Here is a 20,849-nt window from a genome sequence, read left to right as displayed (position 1 = left end):
GCGGCCCATGTCTGCCCTTGACGGACTGGCCTCGCTGCCGCTGGTGCTAAGGGTTGCGATAGACAGTGATGGTGTCAGCTGCCCCACCTGCCGCGTCCACGCTCAGGGACCATGCGGCCGAAGTAGAGGAGGCCGAAGACTAGCCAGGCGATGGTCAGTATTAGCGTGAGCCCCAGTATTGTCGGTGCGCCGAACTGAGCGATGAGCGGGAGCGAAGCCGCCGTGAACAGCCCGCCGCCGACCACTGGTTCGAACATCAGCTGCTTGTAGCCGAAACTTTCAAAAGCGCCGGATCGGTTCTTGGGGTCGGCCATGCGCATCAGCAACAGGCCGGTCACGGTGACGCCCATGGACTGGCCGAAGTCGCCGATGCCGCGCTCGAACCAGTTCTCGGGAATGACCCTTGGCGCGATGACGATCAGCACGAAGAGCGACCAGCCGATCCCGGCCAGCGCCAGCAGCAGGAAAGGCACGAAGTGCTCGCCCAGGGCGGTGAGGGAGAGTGTGGCCAGGGCCGTGACAATGGTGAAGTCGAGAGCTGTGCCGGCGATACGGGACATGGTTCGGCTCGAGACGTGTGGCTCCAGGCCAAAGCGTGTCACACAGAGCTGCACGAGCACGCCGCCGATCATGGCGATGGGAAACAGTGGCACGTGAGCGAGGATCTCCATGCCGTCGTCGCGGGCCCAGGTCTGCTGCTCGATCCACTGCAACCCGTTCAGGATCAGCCAGCCGACGACGATGGCGATGCCGACCAGGCCGATATGCAGGCTCAAGGGATCGGCGGTTTCCTCTTCCTGGGCAAGGTCCTTCTTGAATTCGCTGTACTCTTCGGTGGGTGGGAGGTCATTCTCATCGCCCTGCAGGCGAACCTCATCCAGTGCCTCCGAGGTTTTGCGGGGGTTGTCCAGGGTGATCACCCCGCGTCGTGCCGCGAGGTTGATCATCAGCGTGCCGATCAATACCCCCGAGACGATGCCCACGGTAGCCAGCCCCAGGGCCAGGTCGGCGCCCTCCTCGAAGCCGAGGTCGGCGAAGGTGTCCGCCATGCCGGCCGCGGTGCCATGGCCGCCCTCGAAGCCGATTTCAATGAGGGCACCTGCCATGGGGTTCATGCCGAACATGGGGGCCAGGATGAGTATCGCTAGCGTCAGCCCGACCACATACTGGCCCCAGGCCATGGTCTGGCCCACCACGACCTGAGGACCTGCACGCAGCCATATGGTGCGCAGGCCTGGAATCGGGCGGCCGATGAAGAGTGCTGCAAATACCACATTGATCAGCAGGCCGGGCATGGCGGCCCAACTCTCGTAGACGTACTCGGGGAACAGGCCGGCCGCTTCCTCGAAAGGAGCCGTCACGGCGCGGCCCAGCACCTCGGGGCCCAGCAACAGCAGGATGAATCCGCCGACGACAGAGCTGGGCAGGAACAGGCGTCGCAGCCAGGGTGAGACGTTGCGAATGGCATTGCTGGCGAGCAGAGCCAGTGAGACAAGCACCAGGGCAACGAAAAGTTCGCCCACTGTCATGGTCATATCGATCTCCTTCCCTGGAGCCGCTTTTGTTGCTCCCTTTGGCTTGCTATAGCGTAGCCGAAATAATCTGCGACCAGAGTTACCGGCAGCCAGGCCGCAGTTGCCAGATGGGTGCGCTGGTTCGCCAATTGGCCGGATAAATCGGTCACCTCATGCCACTATATGGGCTTGCCGAATTGCCAGGATCTCTACCATGACCCGACTGTTCAGGAAGCACTACCACCCGGCCGGGACCGCCCCGGGCACCTTGCGCGAGCTGACGATGGAGCAGACGGCCCTGCACGGGCCGGCCAGGTTCTCCCTGGCGCGTCGCGATGCCGGCCGCTGGGGGCAGATGCAGGATGTCCGCTTCGAGGCGATTCCCGAGGCGATTTCCGCGGCGTCGGACGAGGGGGCGCTCTACTGGCTGCACGTGCAGGGCATGCCTACTGCCGAGGAGCTCGAACGGCTCGGCGACCGGGTGGGACTGCACCCGCTGGCCCAGGAGGACATCCTCAACGGCGGGCAACGGCCCAAGGTCGAGCGCTTCGATGCGTCGCTGGTGGTCATTCTCGGCATACCCGAGGTGGATGACGAGGGCAGGCTTCACCTCTACCAGTTGACCCTGTTCATGGGCGGCAACATGGTCGCCAGCGTCATGACGGAGAGCCTGGACCCTTTCGGCGAGGTGCGGCGCCGGCTCAAGGAGCGCGGTGGTCGCGCCCTGGGGGAGCCGGACGACCTTCTCTATGGCTTGCTCGATGCCGCCGTGGACCATGCCTTTCCGGTGCTGGATGGGATAGGCGAGCGCATCGAGGAGCTGGAAATGGAAATCCTCAACCGCCCCGACAGCTCGACGCTGGAACGTCTGCACGGCCTTAAGCGCGAACTGATCATGCTGCGGCGCTATCTCTGGCCCACTCGGGAAGTCATCAACCAACTGCTACGCGACCATAATGACCTTTTCACGCCCGATACGCGCATGTGGATGCGTGATGTCTACGACCATACCGTGCAGATAATGGATCTGGTGGAGAGCTATCGTGACATGACCGCGAGCCTGCTCGACATCTATCTATCAAGCATGAGCCACCGGCTCAACGAGAGCATGCGCACCCTGACCATCATCGCCACCGTCTTCATGCCGTTGACCTTTATTGCCGGCGTATACGGCATGAATTTCGAGCACCAGACCAGCCCCTTCGCCATGCCAGAGCTGGGCTGGTATTGGGGCTATCCGCTGGTGTGGAGTGTGATGATCGCAGTCGCCATCGGCATGGTCGTCTGGTTCAGGCGAGCAGGCCGAGCAGAAAGAACATCACGACGATGTCTGGCATGGGTCTCTCTTTTTCTGAGTCGCATTGGCAGGGTAGTCGCGGATTGTGAGGAGTGCGTGATATTGATTCCAATTGAATGTATGGCTTTATAGTATAGATAAAACTCTATATTNACGCTCATCGTGAATGCGTTGGGCCGGCGCAGCGGGCGGAGCCAGGGCTGCCGGCCCATCAAGCACGGCCTCGACCAACGGTTCGACGTCTTGAAAAAACGGTACGCCATAGATACGCGAGATGGCCTCGGCGGTATCCACCTGATGGTCATTGCGATGCTCCCCCAGCCGCGCAAGCCTCGGCAGCATCAGAAATGGCTTGCCCTGACTCGTCCTCGAAGGTGAAGGTCTCGGCCACCGGCAGCGGCTCGGAAATGCCCGTTGACTCGATCACCAGGTAGTCGAAGCGGCCTTCGGCGGCCAAGCGCCCGACCTCGATCAACAGATCCTCTCGCAGGGTGCAGCAGATGCAGCCGTTGCTCATCTCGACCAGCCGCTCCTCGGAGCGATTGAGCGCCACGTCTCCCTCGCTGCCCGGTGTGCCACGCACCAGGGCGGCATCGATGTTGACCTCGCTCATGTCATTGACGATCACCGCCACCCGACGCCCTTCGCGATTGGCCAGGATATGATTGAGCAGGGTCGTCTTGCCTGCGCCGAGAAAGCCGGAAAGTACGGTGACGGGCAGGGTCGCTGAAGGGGCTTGCATCACGCTTCTCCTCGGGATTTGCTGAAATGGTGCTCGCGTTTCTCCTGTCGCTCCTTGGCCTCGAGACAGAGATCCGCGGTAGGACGCAGCAATAGCCGCCCGAGCCCGATGGGTTGGCCGGTCTCCTCGCAATAGCCGTAGTCGCCCTCCTCGATGCGTCGCAGCGCCTTGGCGATCTTGCGCAGCAGCCGCGTCTCTCGGTCCGCCTGGCGAAGCAGCAGCCGCAGCTCTTCTTCCACCGCGGCACGGTCGAGTTCGTCGCCGCTGCGCTCGTTGTCGGCAATGGCCTTGCGCACTTCTTCCAGGTGCGCCTCCACCTCGGCTCGCTCAGCCAGCAAGCGGCCTTGGAAGAAGGCCAACTGCTCATCGTTCATATATGACGTTTCTGGCATGTCCAGCATTCGCTGCGCCCCTGGGTCGGCCTGCATGAGCACTCTCTCCATCAAAACACATGTTATAACATAACAGTACTGCCGACACACAGCCAGATGGACCCAACCAGCCAACCAGCCAACCAGCCAACCAGCCAACCAGCCAACCAGCCAAGCCAAGGAATAATTAGGCAACTTCTTGCCCGCCGGGCAAGATCTTGCTCGATTCAGGCAACATCTTGCCTAATCTTGATTAGGCAAAGTTGTCGGGCTCATAGCAACCATTTGTTTTTATTTTGTTTATCCAATATCGGCACGCTTTCTGCCCCTACAGTACCGTCCATCGGACATTCATTCACATCGTCAAGGAGCAGACTCATGCCGACACCTTGTTATATCAGCATCGAAGGCCAGACCCAGGGCAACATTACCGCTGGCGCCTTCACCCCGGATTCCGTGGGCAACATCTACGTGGAAGGCCACGAAGACGAAATGCTGGTTCAGGAATTCAAGCACGTCGTAACCGTGCCCACCGACCCGCAGTCCGGCCAGCCTTCCGGCCAGCGCGCACACAAGCCGTTCATCTTCACCGTGGCCCTGAACAAGGCCGTGCCGCTGATGTACAACGCCCTGGCCTCCGGCGAAATGCTGCCCAACGTCGAGCTGAAGTGGTACCGCACCTCGGTGGAAGGCAAGCAGGAGCACTTCTTCACCACCAGCCTGACCGACGCCACCATCGTCGACATCAACCTGCGCATGCCGCACGCCCAGGACATGAACACCGCTGAATTCACTCAGCTGATGGACGTCTCCCTGGCCTACCGCAAGATCGATTGGGAACACACCGTTGCCGGCACCTCCGGTTCCGACGACTGGCGCGCTCCGATCGAAGGCTAAGTCCTTCGATAACGTCCCGCCCGCCTGGGCGGGGCGTTACGCAGCCGGCGTCGTGATGCCAGCGCTTGTTATCGAGCGCTGGCATCACGGCGTGTACGACATCGCTGACACGTCCTGTCAGCCATTGACCTCAGCGGCCGATTCGCCCTTGCCATACCAAGGGCCTCGCGTAATCTGCTGATGCAATGGATTGCCGCGCACTTCGTCTTCCAGGAGGGGAGCCATCACCATGGCCAATCAGACCGGTCTTCAGTTCACACTTGCCCTCGCCGGGGCCGACGATCTCGACCTGGCCGTGGTCGACTTCACGCTGACCGAGGCGCTCTCCCAGCCCTTCCATCTGGCGGTCAACCTCGCCAGCCGCGACCCGGATCTCGCCCCCGAGGCCTTCCTCGACCGCGAGCTGAGCCTGACGGTCTGGCAGGACGGCGAGGTCCTGCGTCGGGTCCATGGCATCGCCACCGCCTTCGGCCGCGGCGACCGCGGGCACCGCCGCACCTTCTATTCGCTGACCATCCAGCCGGCACTGTGGCGCCTCTCGCTGCGCCACAACTCGCGCATCTTCCAGAACGTCTCGCCGCTGACCATCATCAACACCCTGTGCGACGAGCGCGGCATCACCGATGTGGCCTTCGCCGCCACCCGCGAACCCGCGGAGCGCGAATACTGCGTGCAGTACCGCGAGACCGACCTGGCCTTTATCCAGCGCCTGGCCGCCGAAGAGGGGCTATTTTACTTCCACGAGTTCTTCGAGACAGGCGAGGATGAGGTGGGGGGCGCCCACCGCCTGGTGTTCGCCGACGACCTGGAAGGTACGCTGGCCGCCTATGGCGAGCTCTACCACCTGCACCTGGAGGAAGGCTGCCTCCATGAGGCTGCTTTTGCCGCCGTCATGGTCGGCATGTACCTGATGATGGATACGGGCCTGNTCAAGCTGCTCTACCGCTAACACGGGTCGATTTACGGATTTCCCGGTCGACCCATTGCCCGAAGACTCAGGCATCCAGCGCCCGGCAATCCTTGCTCGACCAGCCAACCTTGATGGTTTGCCCGGGTCGGAGGGACGGATGACCCTTGGCATTGGGGGTAGTGGCAGTATCAAGTGAGGCACCGCTGCGCGGTGCGCGCTTGTATCACCGCCCGAGTGGGCGATGCTTTACGCGTTTGTCTGGTAAGTTCTTCAGGTAAGATCTTCGGAAAAGTTCTTCGGAAAAGATCTACTGCTAAGCCGTAGCCAACCGTCGCTGGACGACCTGCGGCTACCAAGCGAAGCGCCCATGCCCTCAGGCATGGGTGCTTCGTTTGGTTCCACGGCCATCGGCAGAGCAGCCAACTCTTGATACTTTTTTATTAACCTTGATCCTTCTCAACCCCTGAGCCACCTTGAAAGAGGTATTTGGTATCAGGGTCTTCCAGAGTCTCGTGCATTCTCTGGCGGGAAGTACAAGGAGAAGAAAATGCCCTTCACATCGACTGGCCCCCTGCCGGGTGGCGGGACGCGCTGTGAATACTGCTGCCATCATTCACGCTGTCTGACCATGGGGCTGGAAGGGGAGCAGCTCGCCGACTTCGATGCATTACTCGAGCGGCCGCGCCCGCTCAAGCGTGGTGAGGTCCTGGTGCACCAGGGAGATCAATTCGGCAATCTCTATGCGGTGCGCACAGGCAGTCTGAAGCAAGTACAGTTCCAAGTAGGCGCGCGTGATCAGGTGACACATTTCTACCTTCCCGGTGAGTTGGTGGGCCTGGATGGCATCGGTAGCGGTGAGTGTGTCGGCAATGTGGTGGCGCTGGAATCGACATACGTTTGCGAGCTGCCGTTCTTGCAGCTCGAAGTGCTGATGAAAGACTCCCACACCCTGCAACACCGCCTCTTTCGCTGCATGGGCGAGGAGTTGCGCGATCATCAGCGCATGATGTGCCTTCTTTCCGGTCGCACTGCTGACCAGCGCATGGCGAGCTTTCTGTTGGGGATGTCGGAGCGCTTCAGGCTTCGTGGTTACTCACCGAGCCGTTTTTTCCTGTCCATGTCGCGGGGTGACATCGGCAGTTATCTGGGGCTGGCTATCGAGACCGTCAGCCGCGCGCTCGGCAGGTTCCAGATGCAGAAACTGATCTCCGTCGAAGGACGATGGGTATCGCTGAAGGACATGGAGAGCCTGACGCGAATGGTGGCAGAAGATGTCGGGCGTCACTCAGGGACCTGACTGTCGAATCACACCTAGCAAAGTCGCATACCGAGCAGCAGCATCGAGGCGTCGGCGCTCTGCCAGCCCCACCAGGCCAGGGCCAGGGCGCCCGTGATTGCTGCCGCGGCCACCAGCTTTAACAATAGCGTTTGGGTCATGCCTGGGCCTCCGTTGGCTGGGGTCGTTTGACCGGCGCCTCGCTGATGAACCAGTGAAGCAGGGCCGCGACGACCGAGAGCAGGATGGCGATCTTCCAGACCACATCATAGTGGCCGGTGAGGTCATAGAGGTAGCCTCCCATCCATACGCCCATGAACGAGCCTAGCTGGTGGAACAGGAAGACGATGCCACCCAGCATGGAGAGGTGACGGACGCCGAACACCGACGCCACGATGCCATTGGTCAGCGGCACGGTGGAGAGCCACAGCAGGCCCATGGTGATGCCGAACAGGTAGGCACTGGTGGGGCTCAGGGGCAGGAATACGAAGGCAGTGATTACGGCGCCCCGGGTCAGATAGAGCCAGCTGAGCAGCCGCGGCTTTGAGTATATGCCCCCCAGCCAGCCGGCGGCATAGGTGCCGAAGATGTTGAATAGCCCCACCAGCGCCAGCACGGTGCTGCCAACCTGCACGGCGAGGCCGTTGTCGAACAGGTAGCCCGGCAGGTGCACACCGATGAATACCACCTGAAAGCCGCAGACGAAGAAGCCCAGGCAGAGCAGCCAGAAACCGCGCTGGCCGGCAGCCTCGTCCAGTGCCGCGCGCAGCGAGAGATCCGAGGCCAGGCGGGCAGAGGGGCGATCCTTCAACATGGCCCCAAGCGGCACCATCATGGCCGCCATCACCCCCATGGCCAAGAGCGCAGTAGACCAGCCGAGCCAGCCCAGCAGCCCCAGGGTGCCGGGCAGCATGGCGAATTGCCCGAACGAGCCGGCGGCGCTGACGATGCCCATGGCCATGCTGCGCTTTTCCGGTGCAACGGCACGGCCCACTGCACCGAGTATCACCGAAAAGGTGGTCCCGGAAAGCCCCAGGCCGATCAACAGACCGGCGGAGAGTGACATGCCCAAAGCCGATTCAGAGAGCCCCATGAATGCCAGCCCCAGCGCGTAGAGCAGCCCGCCGATGACCACCACCCGGGCAGCACCGAAGCGGTCCGCAAGCGCCCCGCTGAAGGGCTGGGCAAATCCCCAGATCAGGTTCTGCAATGCCAGCGCGAAGGCGAATACCCCACGTCCCCAGCCCAGATCGCTGCTCATCGGCTCAAGGAACAGGCCAAAACCGTGGCGCAGCCCCATGGCCAAGGAGATGACCAGGCTGCCAACGACAATGATCAGCAGGGAGTGGCGACGAAGGGCGTCCATGGAGAGGGCCTGTTTGCAGACTAATGAATCCGCACTATCGCCGTTCTGACGCCGCCTTGCCAGTCTCAATTTTGCGACAAGCATGTTGCCTACGTGCCACATGTGGCGTCACGAAAATGCATCGCTAGAATAGCGCCTTCGATTGCGCCCTATACGGAGGCCCCATGTTTCGTACGCTGCTGACACTTTTCATCGTGCTGGTATCGTCCCTTATGTTGGCCGGCTGCAGCTACCAGCCGGCGCGTATCCAGCCCCAGCCCCTGGTGGTGATCGACGACGGTCACGGTGGCTACTCCCACGGCTCGCGCTTCTGTCCTCCCGGGCAGGCCAAGAAGGGTCGCTGCTGAAGTTGGCTTCAGCGTGAGTGGGGGAGTTAGTCATGATGGTTTCACATCGGTTTGCCGGGGAGTAAGGTAATAACGATTCCCGATGAAACGGACCGCAAGAAACCGTCATGGCTATTCTCGACCTGCGTGCCTGCACGCTCGGGCATGAACACGTTGCCCATGCCCATACGCATCACCAGCTGATCCTGGCAACCTGCGGCGTCACCGAGTTGGAAATCGAGGGAGCTGGAGACCGCGTGACCGGCTCCCGTGGCTGCCTCATTCCCTGCTCCTACCATCATGAGTACGAAGGCGATGGCCTGAACCGTACTCTGGTGCTGGACGTTGCCCTGGATGACATAGCATCGCTGCGCGACGCAGATGCCATGCAGCGGCTCTTCGAGCGCCCTCATTTCTTCACCGTGCCGACCCGCCTCAATCAACTGGTGGGAACGTTGATGGTGCAGCTCGAACAGTTCCCGGCGCTGCATAGCGAGATCGCCGCGCTGTTGCTCAGAGCGCTCTATCTTCATCTGGATGTGGGCCTGGAGCAGGGAGCTACGGCCGCCAGTGCCGTAGATTCGCCGATGGGTGCCGGTGGTGAGCGAATTGACCTGCGCCGTCTCAATGCCTGGATCGATCGCCACCTCGCCGACAACATACGGGTGGAGGAACTGGCTGGCCTCTGCGCCCTCAGTCCCGGTCATTTCCACGCCCGTTTCCGCGATATCTTCGGTACCACGCCGCTGGCTCACGTGCAGCAGCGCCGCCTTGAGCATGCCCGCACACTGGTCCGGCACAGCAACCTGAGCCTGGGGCATATTGCCTCGCTGGTGGGCTTCCGCGACCAGGGCAGCTTTAGCCGCGCCTATCGGCGCCATTTTGACGTTACCCCCTCCGCCGTTCGCCGGACTCGAGCTGCCAACTGAGGCCGCCGACCGGCAGCGTCAATTGAAGAGTCTGGGGCAAGTCTTCGGCAGTCTCGGGCAAGCAGTGCTCGGCGTCACGTTCTAATCTCAGAGAGAAAGCATCTATCTTCCCGGTCTTGTCAGGGGAAGCGACACCCGTGCCTGGCATCTGCTTCAGCAAGGATCCAAGATGAAGCTCTTCTATCACCCTGACCAGGAGCGTCATGCACCGAAGACGTTCCTGGTGCGTGGCCAGCCGACCCCATCACCGGAGGGGCCGGTACGTGCGGAACTATTGGCAGGTGGGTTGGCGACGGTAGGGCTATCCCTTACTGCCCCCACCGAAATGGACAGCCCGACGCTGCGTAGCCGCCTGGCCCAGGTGCATACGCCCCGCTACCTGGCATTCCTCGAAACCATACATGAGCGCTGGAGAGAACTGCCCGGCGCCTCGGAGCTGGTCTCGCCCAACGTCCATCCCTGTGGCGGTGGGCATCACTACCCACGTCACCCGGTGGGGCAGGCCGGCTGGCACCTGCATGACATGGCGTGTCCGGTCGGTGCCGACAGCTTTACCGGTATCCTGGCGAGTGCTGCGACGGCACAGGCCGCCGCAGAAGCGCTACTGGGAGGTCATGGCACCACATACGCGCTTTGCCGCCCTCCTGGCCACCATGCCGGCCCGGATCGGGCGGGCGGGTTCTGCTTCCTCAACAATTCGGCACTCGCCGCTACCGTCCTGCGCGAGCACTTTTCCCGGGTCGCCATCCTCGATGTCGATCTCCACCACGGCAACGGTACCCAGGACATCTTCTACTACCGCGGGGATGTCTGGACCGGATCGCTGCATGTGGATCCTGCCGACTTCTATCCATTCTTCTGGGGCGGCGTCAATGAGGAAGGCATGGGAGAAGGGCTGGGAGCCAATGTCAACCTGCCCCTGCCGCTGGGCAGCGATGGCCTGGTCTTTCATGAAGCCCTGGATGCGTTGATCCATCGCATGGAGGCGTTTCGCCCCGAGGCGATGGTCGTGGCGTTGGGCCTCGATGCCCACCGCGACGACCCCCTGGCAGGCATGGCCCTGGAAACCGCGGATTTCAGGGCTATCGGGCGCCGCCTGGCCAAGCTGTCGCTGCCCACCGTGCTGGTGCAGGAGGGTGGTTATCCTACCGAGCACTTGGGTGAGAATCTGGCTGCCTTCCTGACTGGCTATATTGGCGACTGAACATTCGGCGCGCCATGAACGAAAACTCCTGCTTTGCGACCGGAAAGTACCGGCCCTACGAACGAAGGACCGAAGGTCCAGCGACGATACGAACACGCAATGAGAGAGGAATGACATGAGCATCAGCTATCACGACAGCAACACCCGCATGAGCCAGGCCACCATTCACAACGGTACCGTCTACCTGGCCGGCCAGGTGCCCAAGGACGCCAGTGCCGACATGCGCGGCCAGACGGAGCAGGTGCTGGCGCGCATCGACGAACTGCTGGCCCAGGCCGGCACCTCGAAGGAGAACCTGCTGTCGGCCCAGATCTGGGTAACCAGCATGGCGGAATTCGACCAGATGAACGCTGTCTGGGATGCCTGGGTGGTGCCCGGTCGGCCGCCGGTGCGCGCCGCCCTGGAAGCCAAGCTGGCGAAGCCCGAGTGGAAGGTGGAGATCATGGTCGTGGCGGCGCTACCGGAGGCCTGAGATGCGCATCGTATCCGCTGATGAAGTCGCGGCGTCGCTGCCCTGGCCTGCACTGGTGGAGCGCCTGGCGACGACCTTCCGTGCCGGCGTGGAATCGCCGCCGCGCCACCATCACGCCATGCACCGGCCCGATGGTGAAGCCACCATGCTGCTGATGCCTGCCTGGGAGCGTGCCGGCTATATCGGGGTGAAGATGGTCAATGTCTTCCCCCAGAACGCCGACCATGGCCTGCCGGCCATCTCCGGGGTCTATTTCCTCAGCGAAGGCACCCACGGGCGCCCGCTTGCCTGTCTGGACGGCAGTGAGTTGACGCGTCGTCGTACCGCCGCCGCCTCGGCCCTTGCCGCACGGGAGCTGGCCCGGAAGGACGCCTCGACCCTGCTGGTGGTAGGAACCGGCAAGCTGGCCCCCATGGTTATCGAGGCCCATGCCTCGGTACGGCCCATCGCGCGGGTACGCATCTGGGGCCGCAACCCCGGGAAGGCACAGAAGCTGGCAGCGGAGTATGCCGACCGGTTCGAGACCGAGGCGGTAACGGATCTGGAGTCGGGGGTCCGCGAAGCGGACCTGATCAGCTGCGTCACGCTATCCACGGAGCCGTTGGTTCGCGGTGAGTGGCTCGCGGCCGGAACCCATCTGGACCTGATCGGCGCCTTCCGGCCCAGCATGCGGGAAACCGATGGCGAGTGCCTGCGTCGCGGCGAGGTGTTTGTCGACACCTTTGCCGGTGCCAGGGGGGAAGCTGGGGATATCCACCAGGCCATCGACGAAGGGGCCTTCGATTTCGACGAAATTCGTGCCGACCTGGCCGAGCTGCTGCTGGCCAAGCAGCCGGGACGAACTTCTGATGAGGCCATTACCGTGTTCAAGTCAGTGGGAGCCTCGCTGGAGGACCTGGCCGCTGCCATCGAGGTCTGGGAGCAGTTGGAGGCACACGCATGAGCGCAGTCAGGCGTACTGGCTTTTTTTGGCATGAGCGATGCTTCTGGCATGATCCAGGGGCTGTCGGTGTCTTTTCTTCTCGAGGTGAGTACCTTCAGCCCCAGCCGGCCTCGGAGAGCCCCGAGAGCAAGCGGCGACTGAAGAACCTGCTTGAAGTGTCGGGTTTGATCGACGAGCTCGAGGTGCGCAAGCCGCCGGCGGCTTCCCGCGAGGACCTGCTGCGCTTTCATACCGCACGCTACCTTGATGAGCTGGAGGAAAACGACAGTGCACAGGGTGGCGATGCCGGTGAAGCTGCACCCTTCACGCCGGGTAGCCTGGCCGCGGCGAAGCATTCGGCCGGCCTGGCCATTGCCGCGGTGGAGGCGGTGGCGAGCGGTGAGCTAAAGAGCGCCTATGCGCTGTGCCGTCCCCCAGGGCACCATGCCGAGGAGGACCGCGGGCGTGGGTTCTGCATGCTGGGGAATATTCCGGTGGCAGTCATGCGTGCCCGCGCCCTGGGGCAGGTGCAGCGTGTGGCGATACTCGACTGGGACGTACACCATGGCAACGGTCACCAGGCCGCTTTCTACGACGATCCGGACGTGCTCACGATATCGATCCACCAGGCCGGCAGCTACCCGCTCGACTCAGGCTTCTTCGAAGAGCTGGGGGAGGGGGCAGGGCACGGCGCGAATCTCAATCTGCCAATGCCTCCCGGCTCCGGTATCGGCGCTTACCGTTATGCCATGCAGGAACTGGTATTGCCGGCCATCGGTGGTTTTGCCCCGGATATGATCGTGGTGGCCTGCGGCTTTGACGCCTGTGGCAAAGATCCGTTGGGCAAGATGCTGCTCAACAGCTCGGCGTTTGCTGCCATGACGCAGCAGGTTTGCGCACTTGCCTCCCGAATCAGCGAGAACCGCCTGGTGATGATCCATGAGGGAGGTTACTCCGAAGGCTATGTGCCGCTCTGCGGTCATGCCGTGATCCAGGCCCTGTCGGGCAGTCGGATTGCGGTCCCCGATCCGCAGAACGATGAAATTGCCGCCTGGGGCTATCAGTCCCTGCAGCCGCACCAGCGCGCGCTGATCGACAGCTGGCGGGAAGGCTGGATGAAGGCGGCTCCACTTTAATGGAACGGACAATGACGACACCGCCCCCCCTGTATGACCGTGACGGCTGGATCTGGCACGACGGCGAGTGGCTGCCCTGGCGCGACGCCCGCACCCATATGCTGACCCATACCCTGCATTACGGCATGGGTTGCTTCGAAGGCGTGCGGGCCTACCAGGGTCCGGGGGGCACGCACCTGTTCCGTGTCGCCGAACACACAAGGCGGTTGCTGGACAGCGCTCACTCGTTGGACATGGCGATGCCCTTCTCCGAAGCCGACCTGATCGAGGCGCAGCGGCAGTGCCTGACCCGCAACGGCCTGAGCAACGCCTACCTGAAGCCGACGGTCTACTTCGGTGCCGAGGGGCTGGGACTTCGGGCCAAGGGGCTGACGGTTCATGTCATGGTGGCTGCCTGGGACCTGGGCGACTACATCTCGCCGGAAGCCGCCTCCATCGGCCTGCGCGCGCTGACTTCCTCCTGGGCCCGGCACCATGTCAACATCAGCCTCTGTCGTGCCAAGACCAATGGCCACTACGTCAATTCGATGCTCGCACTCAATACGGCGGTGAAGGCGGGGTTCGACGAAGCGGTCATGCTCGACCCGGAGGGCTATGTTGCCGAGGCCTCGGCGGCGAATATCTTTCTGCTGCGCGACGGCGTCCTGCATACGCCCGAGATCACCTCCTGCCTGCAGGGCATCACCCGGGACAGCGTGATACGGCTGGCCCGTGAGGTGCTGGGTATCGAGGTGCGCGAGCGTCGCATCACCCGTGACGAGCTCTATACCGCCGATGAACTGAGCCTGACCCAGAGCGCGGTCAGCAAGCAGGTGGCCCAGCTCGAGTCGGTGCTCGAACATNGAGCAATGGCTACATGAAAGCACACTGCGTTTCCTCAAGCCAAGAAAAATGCGTCGTTTACTGCGGCTGGCCAAGACCCATGATATAAAAAAGGGCGAGGTCCTCATCATGAAAGACCAGGAGCTGAATGCGCTGCTGCTTATACTGTCTGGGAGAGCCAGGGTCGAAGCCAACGGCCAGCAACGCGCTATGCTATATCCTGGTGATTTTGTCGGTGAGATGAGCTTTGTCAGCCGCAAGCCTACCAGTGCAGATGTTATTGCTGAAGAGCCACTACGCTATTTAGTGTGGGAAGCTGAAACCCTTGAGCAATTATATGTGCGTGACCCCGAAATGAAAGATGCCTTGCAAAGCGCTATTGGCATGGATATGGCGAATAAGCTTGCCCGTTGATTGTTGGCCTTGATGTCTGTGTGCCGAACCCAGGAAGATGGCCGAACGAAATGGTTGATTTCCGCTCATCCTGGTACTGGAGATTATTTACGCTGTCGGCCCCACCAGTAGTGACCAGGCTTCTGTTTCAATAAGCTAATCGTGGTAGGGTGAAGAAAACCTTGAGGAATGTTCGGGCATGGCGTCAAAGGCTCCCATCCATACCCGCAAGCGCTATTGGCACTGGCTGCAGTACGCTGGCGGTCTGCTGATCGTGATGCTGTTGCTTGTCGAGAAAACCGGCCTGTTGCCCTTTCCGTTGTTGGAACGCCTGGAGTGGCAGGCATACGACATGAAGGTGCGCAGCACCTTGTCGGAACAAGCGGACCCCTCACTGGCCATCATCGATATTGATGAACGCAGCCTGTACGAGGTGGGCCAATGGCCATGGCCGCGGGCTACGCTTGCGGATTTGGTGAACACGCTGTTCACCGAGTACGAGGCTGGGTTGCTGGGTATCGATGTGGTCTTCGCTGAACCTGAAACCTCGCTATGGCAACAGCACTGGGAGGAGCTCTCCCGCGATTATCCTGCGCTCGGTGAACTCCCGCCGCCTGTCGATGGCGATGAGCACTTGTCGAACGCCTTGGCGGCCCACCCCGTTGTACTTGGGTACTATTTCCAGGCATCACGCCAACCCAGTGATCCGCCATCTGTCGGGCAGTTGCCCCGCCCCGCAATGGTTGAAGAAACCGACCCACTTCCGTTTCCTGCGCCCGAGCGCTATACCGCCAACCTGCCGGTTCTGCAGCAGAGTGCGATGAGTGCGGGGTTTTTCGATAATCCCCGTGTGGACGATGACGGCGTATTTCGTCGTGTCCCCATGCTGCAGCGCTGGGAGGGGGAGCTTTACCCCAACCTTCCGCTTGCGATGTTGCTCTCGCTGCTGGGCGAACCGCCGGTTACACCGGTGCTGGGGGAGGGCGCTGGGGTGACACAGCTGGAAGCCCTCGACGCGGGCGGGTTTGAAATTCCGGTTGATGGCCGTGGCGCCGCGCTGGTGCCCTGGTACGGGCCGCGTGGGCATTTTGACTATATTTCGGCAGTCGATGTGCTGGAGGGGCGCCTGGAGCCAGGGGCGCTGGCGGGTAAGACGCTGATACTGGGGGCCTCCGCCCCGGGATTGATGGATTTGCGCTCCACGCCGGTGGGGGGCGTCTATCCCGGGCCTGAGATCAATCTAAGTCTGCTGGCCGGCATGCTGCACCAGAGCATCCACGCCCAGCCGCCGTGGGTACTCGGGTTCGAGCTTGTGAGCCTGGCGGCCTTGGGCATTCTGATGGTGCTGCTCTATCCACATCTCAATGCGCTGCTGCTGGTCGCAATCAGTAGCGTACTGCTGGCGACGGCGATAGGCGGCAACCTCTGGGCGTGGTACCAGGGTCTTGCATTGCCAATCGCCGGGTTGCTGGTGCTGCTGGTGGCCCAGTTGTTGTGGCACCTGGCGATGAACTTCCTGCGCGAAACCCAGCAGAAGCGCTGGGTGGCCGAGCGCTTCGGGCAGTATATTCCGCCACAGCTGGTGGAGGACATGGTCGATAGCGGCGAAAGCTTCGGGCTGGAAGGAGAGGAGCGTGAACTCACTGTGCTGTTCTCGGATGTGCGCGGCTTTACCGCCTTCTCGGAGGCCATTGCGCCTGCAGAGCTTACTGAGGTGATGAACCGGCTGTTGACGCCGCTGACCGGCGCGATCCATCAGCACCGCGGTACCATCGACAAGTACATGGGCGATGCCATCATGGCGTTCTGGGGCGCACCGCTGCACGACGCTCAACACGCCGAGCATGCGCTCGAGGGCGCCTTTGCCATGCTCGGCGCGCTCGACGCCGTCAACCGCGAATTCATTGCCGAGGGCAAACCCGCACTGGCAATGGGAGTCGGACTCAATACCGGCCCCATGAGCGTGGGTAACATGGGCTCCAGCTTCCGCATGGCATATACGGTGATGGGCGATAACGTCAACCTTGGCTCGCGCCTGGAGGGGTTGACCAAGGCCTATGGCGTGAGTGTGATCGTCAGCGAAACCACAGCCGAGCGGGTGCCCAACTGGTGTTTTCGGCGCTTGGATAAAGTGCGGGTGAAAGGTCGCAGTGCGCCGCTGTGGATTCTCGAACCGCTCGGCCGCCGGGAGGCGCTTGGCGATTCACGGCGCGAGTGGCACGCCGCGTACGAGCAGGCGCTGGAACTCTACCACGCGGCGGAATTCGATTCCTCTGAGCGCGCCTTCAAGGCGCTGACCGACCAGCAAGACGCCCCCACGCAGATGTACCTTGAACGGATCGAGCAGTTCAAGGCAGATCCACCCCCATCCGACTGGGATGGGGTATGGACGCATACGGAGAAGTGATAATTATTGGGGTATTTCCTCGATCGGATTATCACCGTTAAGCTCTTCGACTCGATCAAACAAAAATAAACCGGTACCGCTGTAGTTGCCAAGCTCATCGCCCCAGGCTTCAATCAGGCTCATGATGGCGGCGGCGTCTTCGCCGATATAGCGGCCTGTGAAATTCCCGTCGTCGAAGCAGCCGCTAGCCTCGCAGTTCGCATGCTCAAGCGGGATAGCAGTGAGATTGAAAGACTCCCCGACACCTATTAGCGCGCCAAAGTCATCCAGGAGAATCTCAATCTCAATACCCTCCATGTTGGAAAGCGTAATAGAGCTGTCGCTGAGAATGGGAATGACATCGCCTCCCTCGGTGGGCACCAGGCCAGTGCCACCCACCCAGCTAAAGGTAATTGAAACCATATCATCAATGGCGAGGGGGTATTCTTGATTTATAGATAAATTCGGTGAGGCAGCAATAAAGACCACCGACTCCGGCATTACATCGGTACTGCCATCCAATGTCACTTCCTGGCCGCTTTCCCAATAGCCCCAAACTACCTCACCCGTTCCAATATTGGTTGAGCCTTGATCGGTGGGCGGCGTATTGGACTCATAAAAACTATCTATGAGAGCGAAATTGGTAGTGAGTGTGTTGTCTGTGGTTGGCTCAAAATCTAACCAAGGCTCAGAATCGGCTTCTACAAGCTCCTCGGCATCTCGCTCTATCTCGATCAGCTGCTCACTGGTCTCGGATTCACTCAAGGTGGCCTGCAGATCCGCTGTATCTAAGGGAGTCAGCGCTAACTCGTCGAAAAACGTGCCCTGTGTGGTAGCCGTATCGGTAGGGGCGTCCGGGTCGGTAGGTGTGGTGCTGCCTTGTGACGCCTCCGTTGGCGGTGCGGTGTCATCTTCCTCGCGGCCCTGGGGCATGCTCTCTTCCAACTGCTCGAAAATACTGACTCCACCGGGCACCAGACGCGGCGGTTCACCCCGTTCCGGGGAGAAAAAGACCTGGCCGGGTCGCACCAGGGTTTCACCGGCGTCGGTGGACATGACAAGCAGGCCACTTTCCACATAGAGATAACTGCCGGCTTTGACGCCGGGCAGGGACGGGCTCCCTTCCTCGGGAATATGCAGCATCTGGAAGCTGGTGCCGCGAATGCCCATGGTGGCGACCGGGGTGCTGTTGGTGACATTGTCCGGCGCGTTTCGACCAATGGCGCCAGTGATGGCACGCAAGCCGCCGCGCACAAGCTCGCCACCCTGGGCGGACTCTTCCGGGCTATCGTCATCGAGCTCATAGCGCTCGAGCGTGTAGGTGCTGCCTGGGCGAATGGCCTTGGTGCCGCCATCGCTGTAGCGTAGCTGTAGCGTGCTGGCATCGGCGGTATGGAAGGTGTCACCGGCAAAGAAGTCGGCACCGCGTTCAGCGGGAATGCGCTCGCCATCGCGTTCGATGGTGGCGTCGCCGTGGACGAACATGACATGCCCGGCAGGCGTATCGGCGTGGACGAAAACGGGCAGAAGCGCGAAACCGCCGACACTCAGCGATAGGAAGTATGACAGGGGGGGCTTGGCAAAGAGGCTCATGACCGGTTCCGTCAGAAAAGGTAGCGAATGCCGACTTGTGTCTGGCGGCGGCGTGTATCGAAGAAGTCGACCGACGATCGACGGCGCTCGACGTCGGCACTGGCCTCTATCAGCCAGTCGCTGCTGAGCTGGTATAGCCAGGTGAGACGCGCCTGCCAGATACGGTCGCGGCGCTGTGTGGCGGAAAAATCGTTGTAGAGCGCGAAGCCGTCGTCTTGATAGGTGCGCAGGCGATGGTTGAGGTCGGCGCGTAACAGCTGACGGTCGCCGATGGGGTAGTCCAGGCCGCCGCCCAGGCGAAGCTGGGTCAAGTCGCCCCCCTCGCGGTCGTCTTTGGCCCACTCCTGCTCGACCTGGGCCACCAGGCGTGTGCGCCATGCCGAGTGTCGGCTGTTGAGTTGAATGCCAAGCAGGCCGGTATCGTGGTCGTTTCTCGCTTCACTATAGCGGTTGTGCTGGGCGCCCAACTGCCACCTCAGCTCGCTGTCGAGCCCAATGGGTTGGCTCAGTTCCGCGTGGCTGCCCCAGCGAGGCAGCAGTCGGTCCTGGTTGCGCCCACTCCAGCCCTGCAGCGCAGAGCCCCGCAGCGTAAAGACACGCTGGTGCGCCAGGTCGCGTTGGTAGCCTAACTGGGCCTGCGCCAGGGTCAGGTCGTAATCCTGCGCTGCTTCCTGGGTGTAGCGCTGCGCCTGGCCCACAGCATTGAACAGCCAGCGAGACTGCTCACCCGCCGGAAACGTCCCTTGATAGCTCCCTTGCAGCCGCTGATAGGTGCTGGAATCGGGGCTGAATACCTGCTCATCAAACCGAGACAGGTCGCCATCGGGAACCAGACCCATCTCGGTCAGCGCTTCGATCGCGCTGCGCAAGTTCGGTTGCAGCGGATCAATCGCGACCTCACTGGGAAAGCGCTGAGGGTTGCTATCGTGGCCGATATCGATGCTAAAACGCCCCTGATGTTGCGGGCTGTTTTCCGCCTGCCGGCGCTGCGTGATTGCGGCTTGAAACCGAGTGATCGCTGCCTGTGCCTCAGGGGGCGGTGAGAGTGCCTGCAGGCGCTCGATCTCACGCTCTGCGGCGGCACGCTGGTCGAGTTGCAATAGCGCCGCCACACGCTCCATGCGGGCACCTGCGTGGCTTGGTTGTCGGAGAATCACGCGGTCCAGCGCGATCAGGGCGTGGCTTGGCGACCCTGCACGTAGAGCGGCCACGCCCAGCCAGTAATCGAATTCAGGTTCTCCACCGTGTTCAAGTTCAAGTCGTTGAAGCTGGTCGTAGGCGGCCTGATGTTCGCCTTGTTCGAGGGCCTGGCGGGCTTCATCGAGATCGGCTTGATACGCCAAGGCGTTTGAGCAGAGCAGTACGAAGAGAACACTCGCCCAGGAGGCGATCCGGGCCGGCGAGAACGTGAAAATGCGCCTCATGACGGAAGGCTCCAGGTCAATGTATCGGGTAGCGCATGCTGCAGTTCGGTAAAAATCTGCTCGCGAAGGCCAGGCTTCAGGTGGGTGACCCAGAGCATCTTGGGAGGTGAATCGAGCGTGGCAAGCAGTGCCGCAAGGCGTTGTGGCGTCAAGTGGCACGCGATTTCGGCTAGGTCATCAAGTTGGTTGGCAAAGGCGCACTCGATGACCAGGCAGTCAAGGGCGCCTAACCGATTGAGTGAAGTTGTCACGCTGACATCCAGGCCGGTGTCGCCACTGAAAGCAAATTTCATTGTGTCGTCACTCACCAGGTAGCCGCATGCGGGCACGCTGTGGGAGACGGGAAAGGGGGTGATGGTTAGTGGCTCTCCCTCATCAGTGGGGAGCGTGAGGGATTCCCATGGGCTTAGGGGAGAAAAGCGCAGTACGGCTTTTTCGGAAGAGGGCAGCACGCTGAAGTCCGGCCAGATGGCGTCATTGAAGACATGCTGCTTGAGTATCTCGATCACCTGGGGCAGTGCGTAGACAGTCAGGGCTTTCCCTTGCTCGATCATTCTTTCGTATTGGGTGTCGATGAGGAGAGGCAGGCTTGCAATGTGATCGAGATGGGCATGGGTGAGGAGCACGCTATCGATACGTGCCATCTGGGCCGGGGTGAGTTGCTGGGCGCCGGTGCCAGCATCCAATAGCAGGTTAGGCGCGAGCAGGAAAGCGGTAGTGCCTTCCCGGCTTTCCATTCCGCCGCTGGCCCCGAGTGTTTGAATGTGCATTGTCTCTGTCCGTAAGCGATGGTTGTCAAATCAGCACTATCGAAGGCACCATCGCTGCCTTAAGAGGGAGGCCAATTGAATAAGGCTTTCTTTCCATGT

General features: G+C 61.5%; 18 protein-coding genes and 4 pseudogenes. 14 read left to right on the top strand and 8 right to left on the bottom strand.

Annotated elements, in window-relative coordinates:
* Window positions 1-7: 7 nt before the first annotated feature.
* Window positions 8-109, top strand: a pseudogene (locus LOKO_RS20715) (hypothetical protein); the annotation flags it as partial.
* Here the strand turns inward: LOKO_RS20715 and LOKO_RS09780 are convergent.
* A complete protein-coding gene (locus LOKO_RS09780; RefSeq protein ID WP_066448334.1) occupies window positions 75-1,535 on the bottom strand; it encodes a sodium/glutamate symporter in 1,461 nt (486 codons plus the stop codon). The pseudogene LOKO_RS20715 and the gene LOKO_RS09780 overlap by 35 nt on opposite strands.
* A gap of 193 nt (window positions 1,536-1,728) precedes the next feature.
* Here LOKO_RS09780 and corA point away from each other — a divergent pair, with 193 nt between their 5' ends.
* On the top strand, window positions 1,729-2,943 hold the full coding sequence (gene corA, locus LOKO_RS09775; RefSeq protein ID WP_083517532.1) for a magnesium/cobalt transporter CorA: 1,215 nt from the start codon (window positions 1,729-1,731) through the stop codon (window positions 2,941-2,943).
* A gap of 202 nt (window positions 2,944-3,145) precedes the next feature.
* Here the strand turns inward: corA and LOKO_RS09770 are convergent.
* Both LOKO_RS09770 and dksA read right to left on the bottom strand, forming a co-directional pair.
* Window positions 3,146-3,553 (bottom strand): annotated as a pseudogene (locus LOKO_RS09770) (GTP-binding protein); the annotation flags it as partial.
* On the bottom strand, window positions 3,553-3,981 hold the full coding sequence (gene dksA, locus LOKO_RS09765; protein ID WP_066448327.1) for an RNA polymerase-binding protein DksA: 429 nt from the start codon (window positions 3,979-3,981) through the stop codon (window positions 3,553-3,555). The pseudogene LOKO_RS09770 and the gene dksA, both read right to left, overlap by 1 nt.
* 321 nt (window positions 3,982-4,302) lie before the next feature.
* Between dksA and LOKO_RS09760 the strand changes: the two genes are divergently transcribed.
* The 3 genes and pseudogenes from LOKO_RS09760 (at window position 4,303) to LOKO_RS09750 (ending at window position 7,028) form a co-directional block, all read left to right on the top strand.
* Complete coding sequence (locus LOKO_RS09760; RefSeq protein WP_066448323.1) at window positions 4,303-4,821, top strand: Hcp family type VI secretion system effector; 519 nt, start codon at window positions 4,303-4,305, stop codon at window positions 4,819-4,821.
* 229 nt (window positions 4,822-5,050) lie between these two features.
* Window positions 5,051-5,665 (top strand): annotated as a pseudogene (vgrG, locus tag LOKO_RS09755) (type VI secretion system tip protein VgrG); the annotation flags it as partial.
* Window positions 5,666-6,359: 694 nt separating this feature from the next.
* The gene (locus LOKO_RS09750) at window positions 6,360-7,028 is read left to right on the top strand and encodes a helix-turn-helix domain-containing protein (RefSeq protein WP_235588832.1); all 669 of its coding nucleotides are present in this window, start codon (window positions 6,360-6,362) and stop codon (window positions 7,026-7,028) included.
* Window positions 7,029-7,042: 14 nt separating this feature from the next.
* On the opposite strand, the gene LOKO_RS20400 is transcribed toward LOKO_RS09750, so the two are convergent.
* Both LOKO_RS20400 and LOKO_RS09745 read right to left on the bottom strand, forming a co-directional pair.
* Window positions 7,043-7,168 carry a hypothetical protein gene (locus tag LOKO_RS20400; protein ID WP_256379976.1) on the bottom strand — a complete coding sequence of 42 codons (126 nt, stop codon included), beginning with the start codon at window positions 7,166-7,168 and terminating at the stop codon, window positions 7,043-7,045.
* Window positions 7,165-8,373 carry an MFS transporter gene (locus LOKO_RS09745; protein WP_066448312.1) on the bottom strand — a complete coding sequence of 403 codons (1,209 nt, stop codon included), beginning with the start codon at window positions 8,371-8,373 and terminating at the stop codon, window positions 7,165-7,167. Before LOKO_RS09745 ends, LOKO_RS20400 begins: the two co-directional genes overlap by 4 nt.
* Window positions 8,374-8,537: 164 nt before the next feature.
* On the opposite strand from LOKO_RS09745, the gene LOKO_RS09740 reads away from it, so the two are divergent.
* The 9 genes and pseudogenes from LOKO_RS09740 to LOKO_RS09700 all read left to right on the top strand — a co-directional run bounded on the left by LOKO_RS09740 (window position 8,538) and on the right by LOKO_RS09700 (window position 16,984).
* The gene (locus tag LOKO_RS09740; RefSeq protein ID WP_066448310.1) at window positions 8,538-8,720 is read left to right on the top strand and encodes a hypothetical protein; all 183 of its coding nucleotides are present in this window, start codon (window positions 8,538-8,540) and stop codon (window positions 8,718-8,720) included.
* Between the two features lie 107 nt (window positions 8,721-8,827).
* On the top strand, window positions 8,828-9,628 hold the full coding sequence (locus LOKO_RS09735) for a helix-turn-helix domain-containing protein (protein ID WP_066448308.1): 801 nt from the start codon (window positions 8,828-8,830) through the stop codon (window positions 9,626-9,628).
* Window positions 9,629-9,797: 169 nt separating this feature from the next.
* The gene (locus tag LOKO_RS09730) at window positions 9,798-10,832 is read left to right on the top strand and encodes a histone deacetylase family protein (protein WP_066448305.1); all 1,035 of its coding nucleotides are present in this window, start codon (window positions 9,798-9,800) and stop codon (window positions 10,830-10,832) included.
* A 115-nt stretch (window positions 10,833-10,947) separates the two neighbouring features.
* Window positions 10,948-11,304, top strand: coding sequence for a RidA family protein (locus tag LOKO_RS09725; protein ID WP_066448302.1), 357 nt, complete (start codon window positions 10,948-10,950; stop codon window positions 11,302-11,304).
* Between the two features lies 1 nt (window position 11,305).
* The gene (gene lhpI, locus LOKO_RS09720) at window positions 11,306-12,247 is read left to right on the top strand and encodes a bifunctional Delta(1)-pyrroline-2-carboxylate/Delta(1)-piperideine-2-carboxylate reductase (protein ID WP_066448300.1); all 942 of its coding nucleotides are present in this window, start codon (window positions 11,306-11,308) and stop codon (window positions 12,245-12,247) included.
* Window positions 12,244-13,362, top strand: coding sequence for a class II histone deacetylase (locus LOKO_RS09715; RefSeq protein ID WP_066448297.1), 1,119 nt, complete (start codon window positions 12,244-12,246; stop codon window positions 13,360-13,362). The genes lhpI and LOKO_RS09715 overlap by 4 nt, the downstream gene beginning before the upstream one ends.
* An 11-nt stretch (window positions 13,363-13,373) precedes the next feature.
* Window positions 13,374-14,162 (top strand): annotated as a pseudogene (locus LOKO_RS09710) (branched-chain amino acid transaminase); the annotation flags it as partial.
* Window positions 14,163-14,253: 91 nt separating this feature from the next.
* Window positions 14,254-14,598 (top strand): Crp/Fnr family transcriptional regulator, encoded by a 345-nt coding sequence (locus tag LOKO_RS09705; protein WP_066448294.1) that lies wholly within the window; start codon window positions 14,254-14,256, stop codon window positions 14,596-14,598.
* Between the two features lie 178 nt (window positions 14,599-14,776).
* Complete coding sequence (locus LOKO_RS09700) at window positions 14,777-16,984, top strand: CHASE2 domain-containing protein (RefSeq protein WP_144439646.1); 2,208 nt, start codon at window positions 14,777-14,779, stop codon at window positions 16,982-16,984.
* Window positions 16,985-16,987: 3 nt separating this feature from the next.
* Here the strand turns inward: LOKO_RS09700 and LOKO_RS09695 are convergent, their stop codons facing one another.
* The 3 genes from LOKO_RS09695 to LOKO_RS09685 are packed head-to-tail and all read right to left on the bottom strand — an operon-like array spanning window position 16,988 to window position 20,750.
* A complete protein-coding gene (locus LOKO_RS09695) occupies window positions 16,988-18,556 on the bottom strand; it encodes a FecR family protein (protein ID WP_066448290.1) in 1,569 nt (522 codons plus the stop codon).
* Between the two features lie 11 nt (window positions 18,557-18,567).
* Window positions 18,568-19,980, bottom strand: coding sequence for a tetratricopeptide repeat protein (locus tag LOKO_RS09690; RefSeq protein ID WP_066448288.1), 1,413 nt, complete (start codon window positions 19,978-19,980; stop codon window positions 18,568-18,570).
* Window positions 19,977-20,750, bottom strand: a complete 774-nt coding sequence (locus tag LOKO_RS09685) for a 3',5'-cyclic-nucleotide phosphodiesterase (RefSeq protein ID WP_066448287.1) — start codon at window positions 20,748-20,750, stop codon at window positions 19,977-19,979. The genes LOKO_RS09690 and LOKO_RS09685 overlap by 4 nt, the downstream gene beginning before the upstream one ends.
* Window positions 20,751-20,849 lie beyond the last annotated feature (99 nt).

Origin of the sequence: Halomonas chromatireducens (assembly GCF_001545155.1) — a bacterium.
Classification (GTDB): domain Bacteria; phylum Pseudomonadota; class Gammaproteobacteria; order Pseudomonadales; family Halomonadaceae; genus Halomonas; species Halomonas chromatireducens.
The sequence above is the reverse complement of the archived record's forward strand: the minus strand, read 5'-3'. Positions and strand labels throughout refer to the sequence as shown.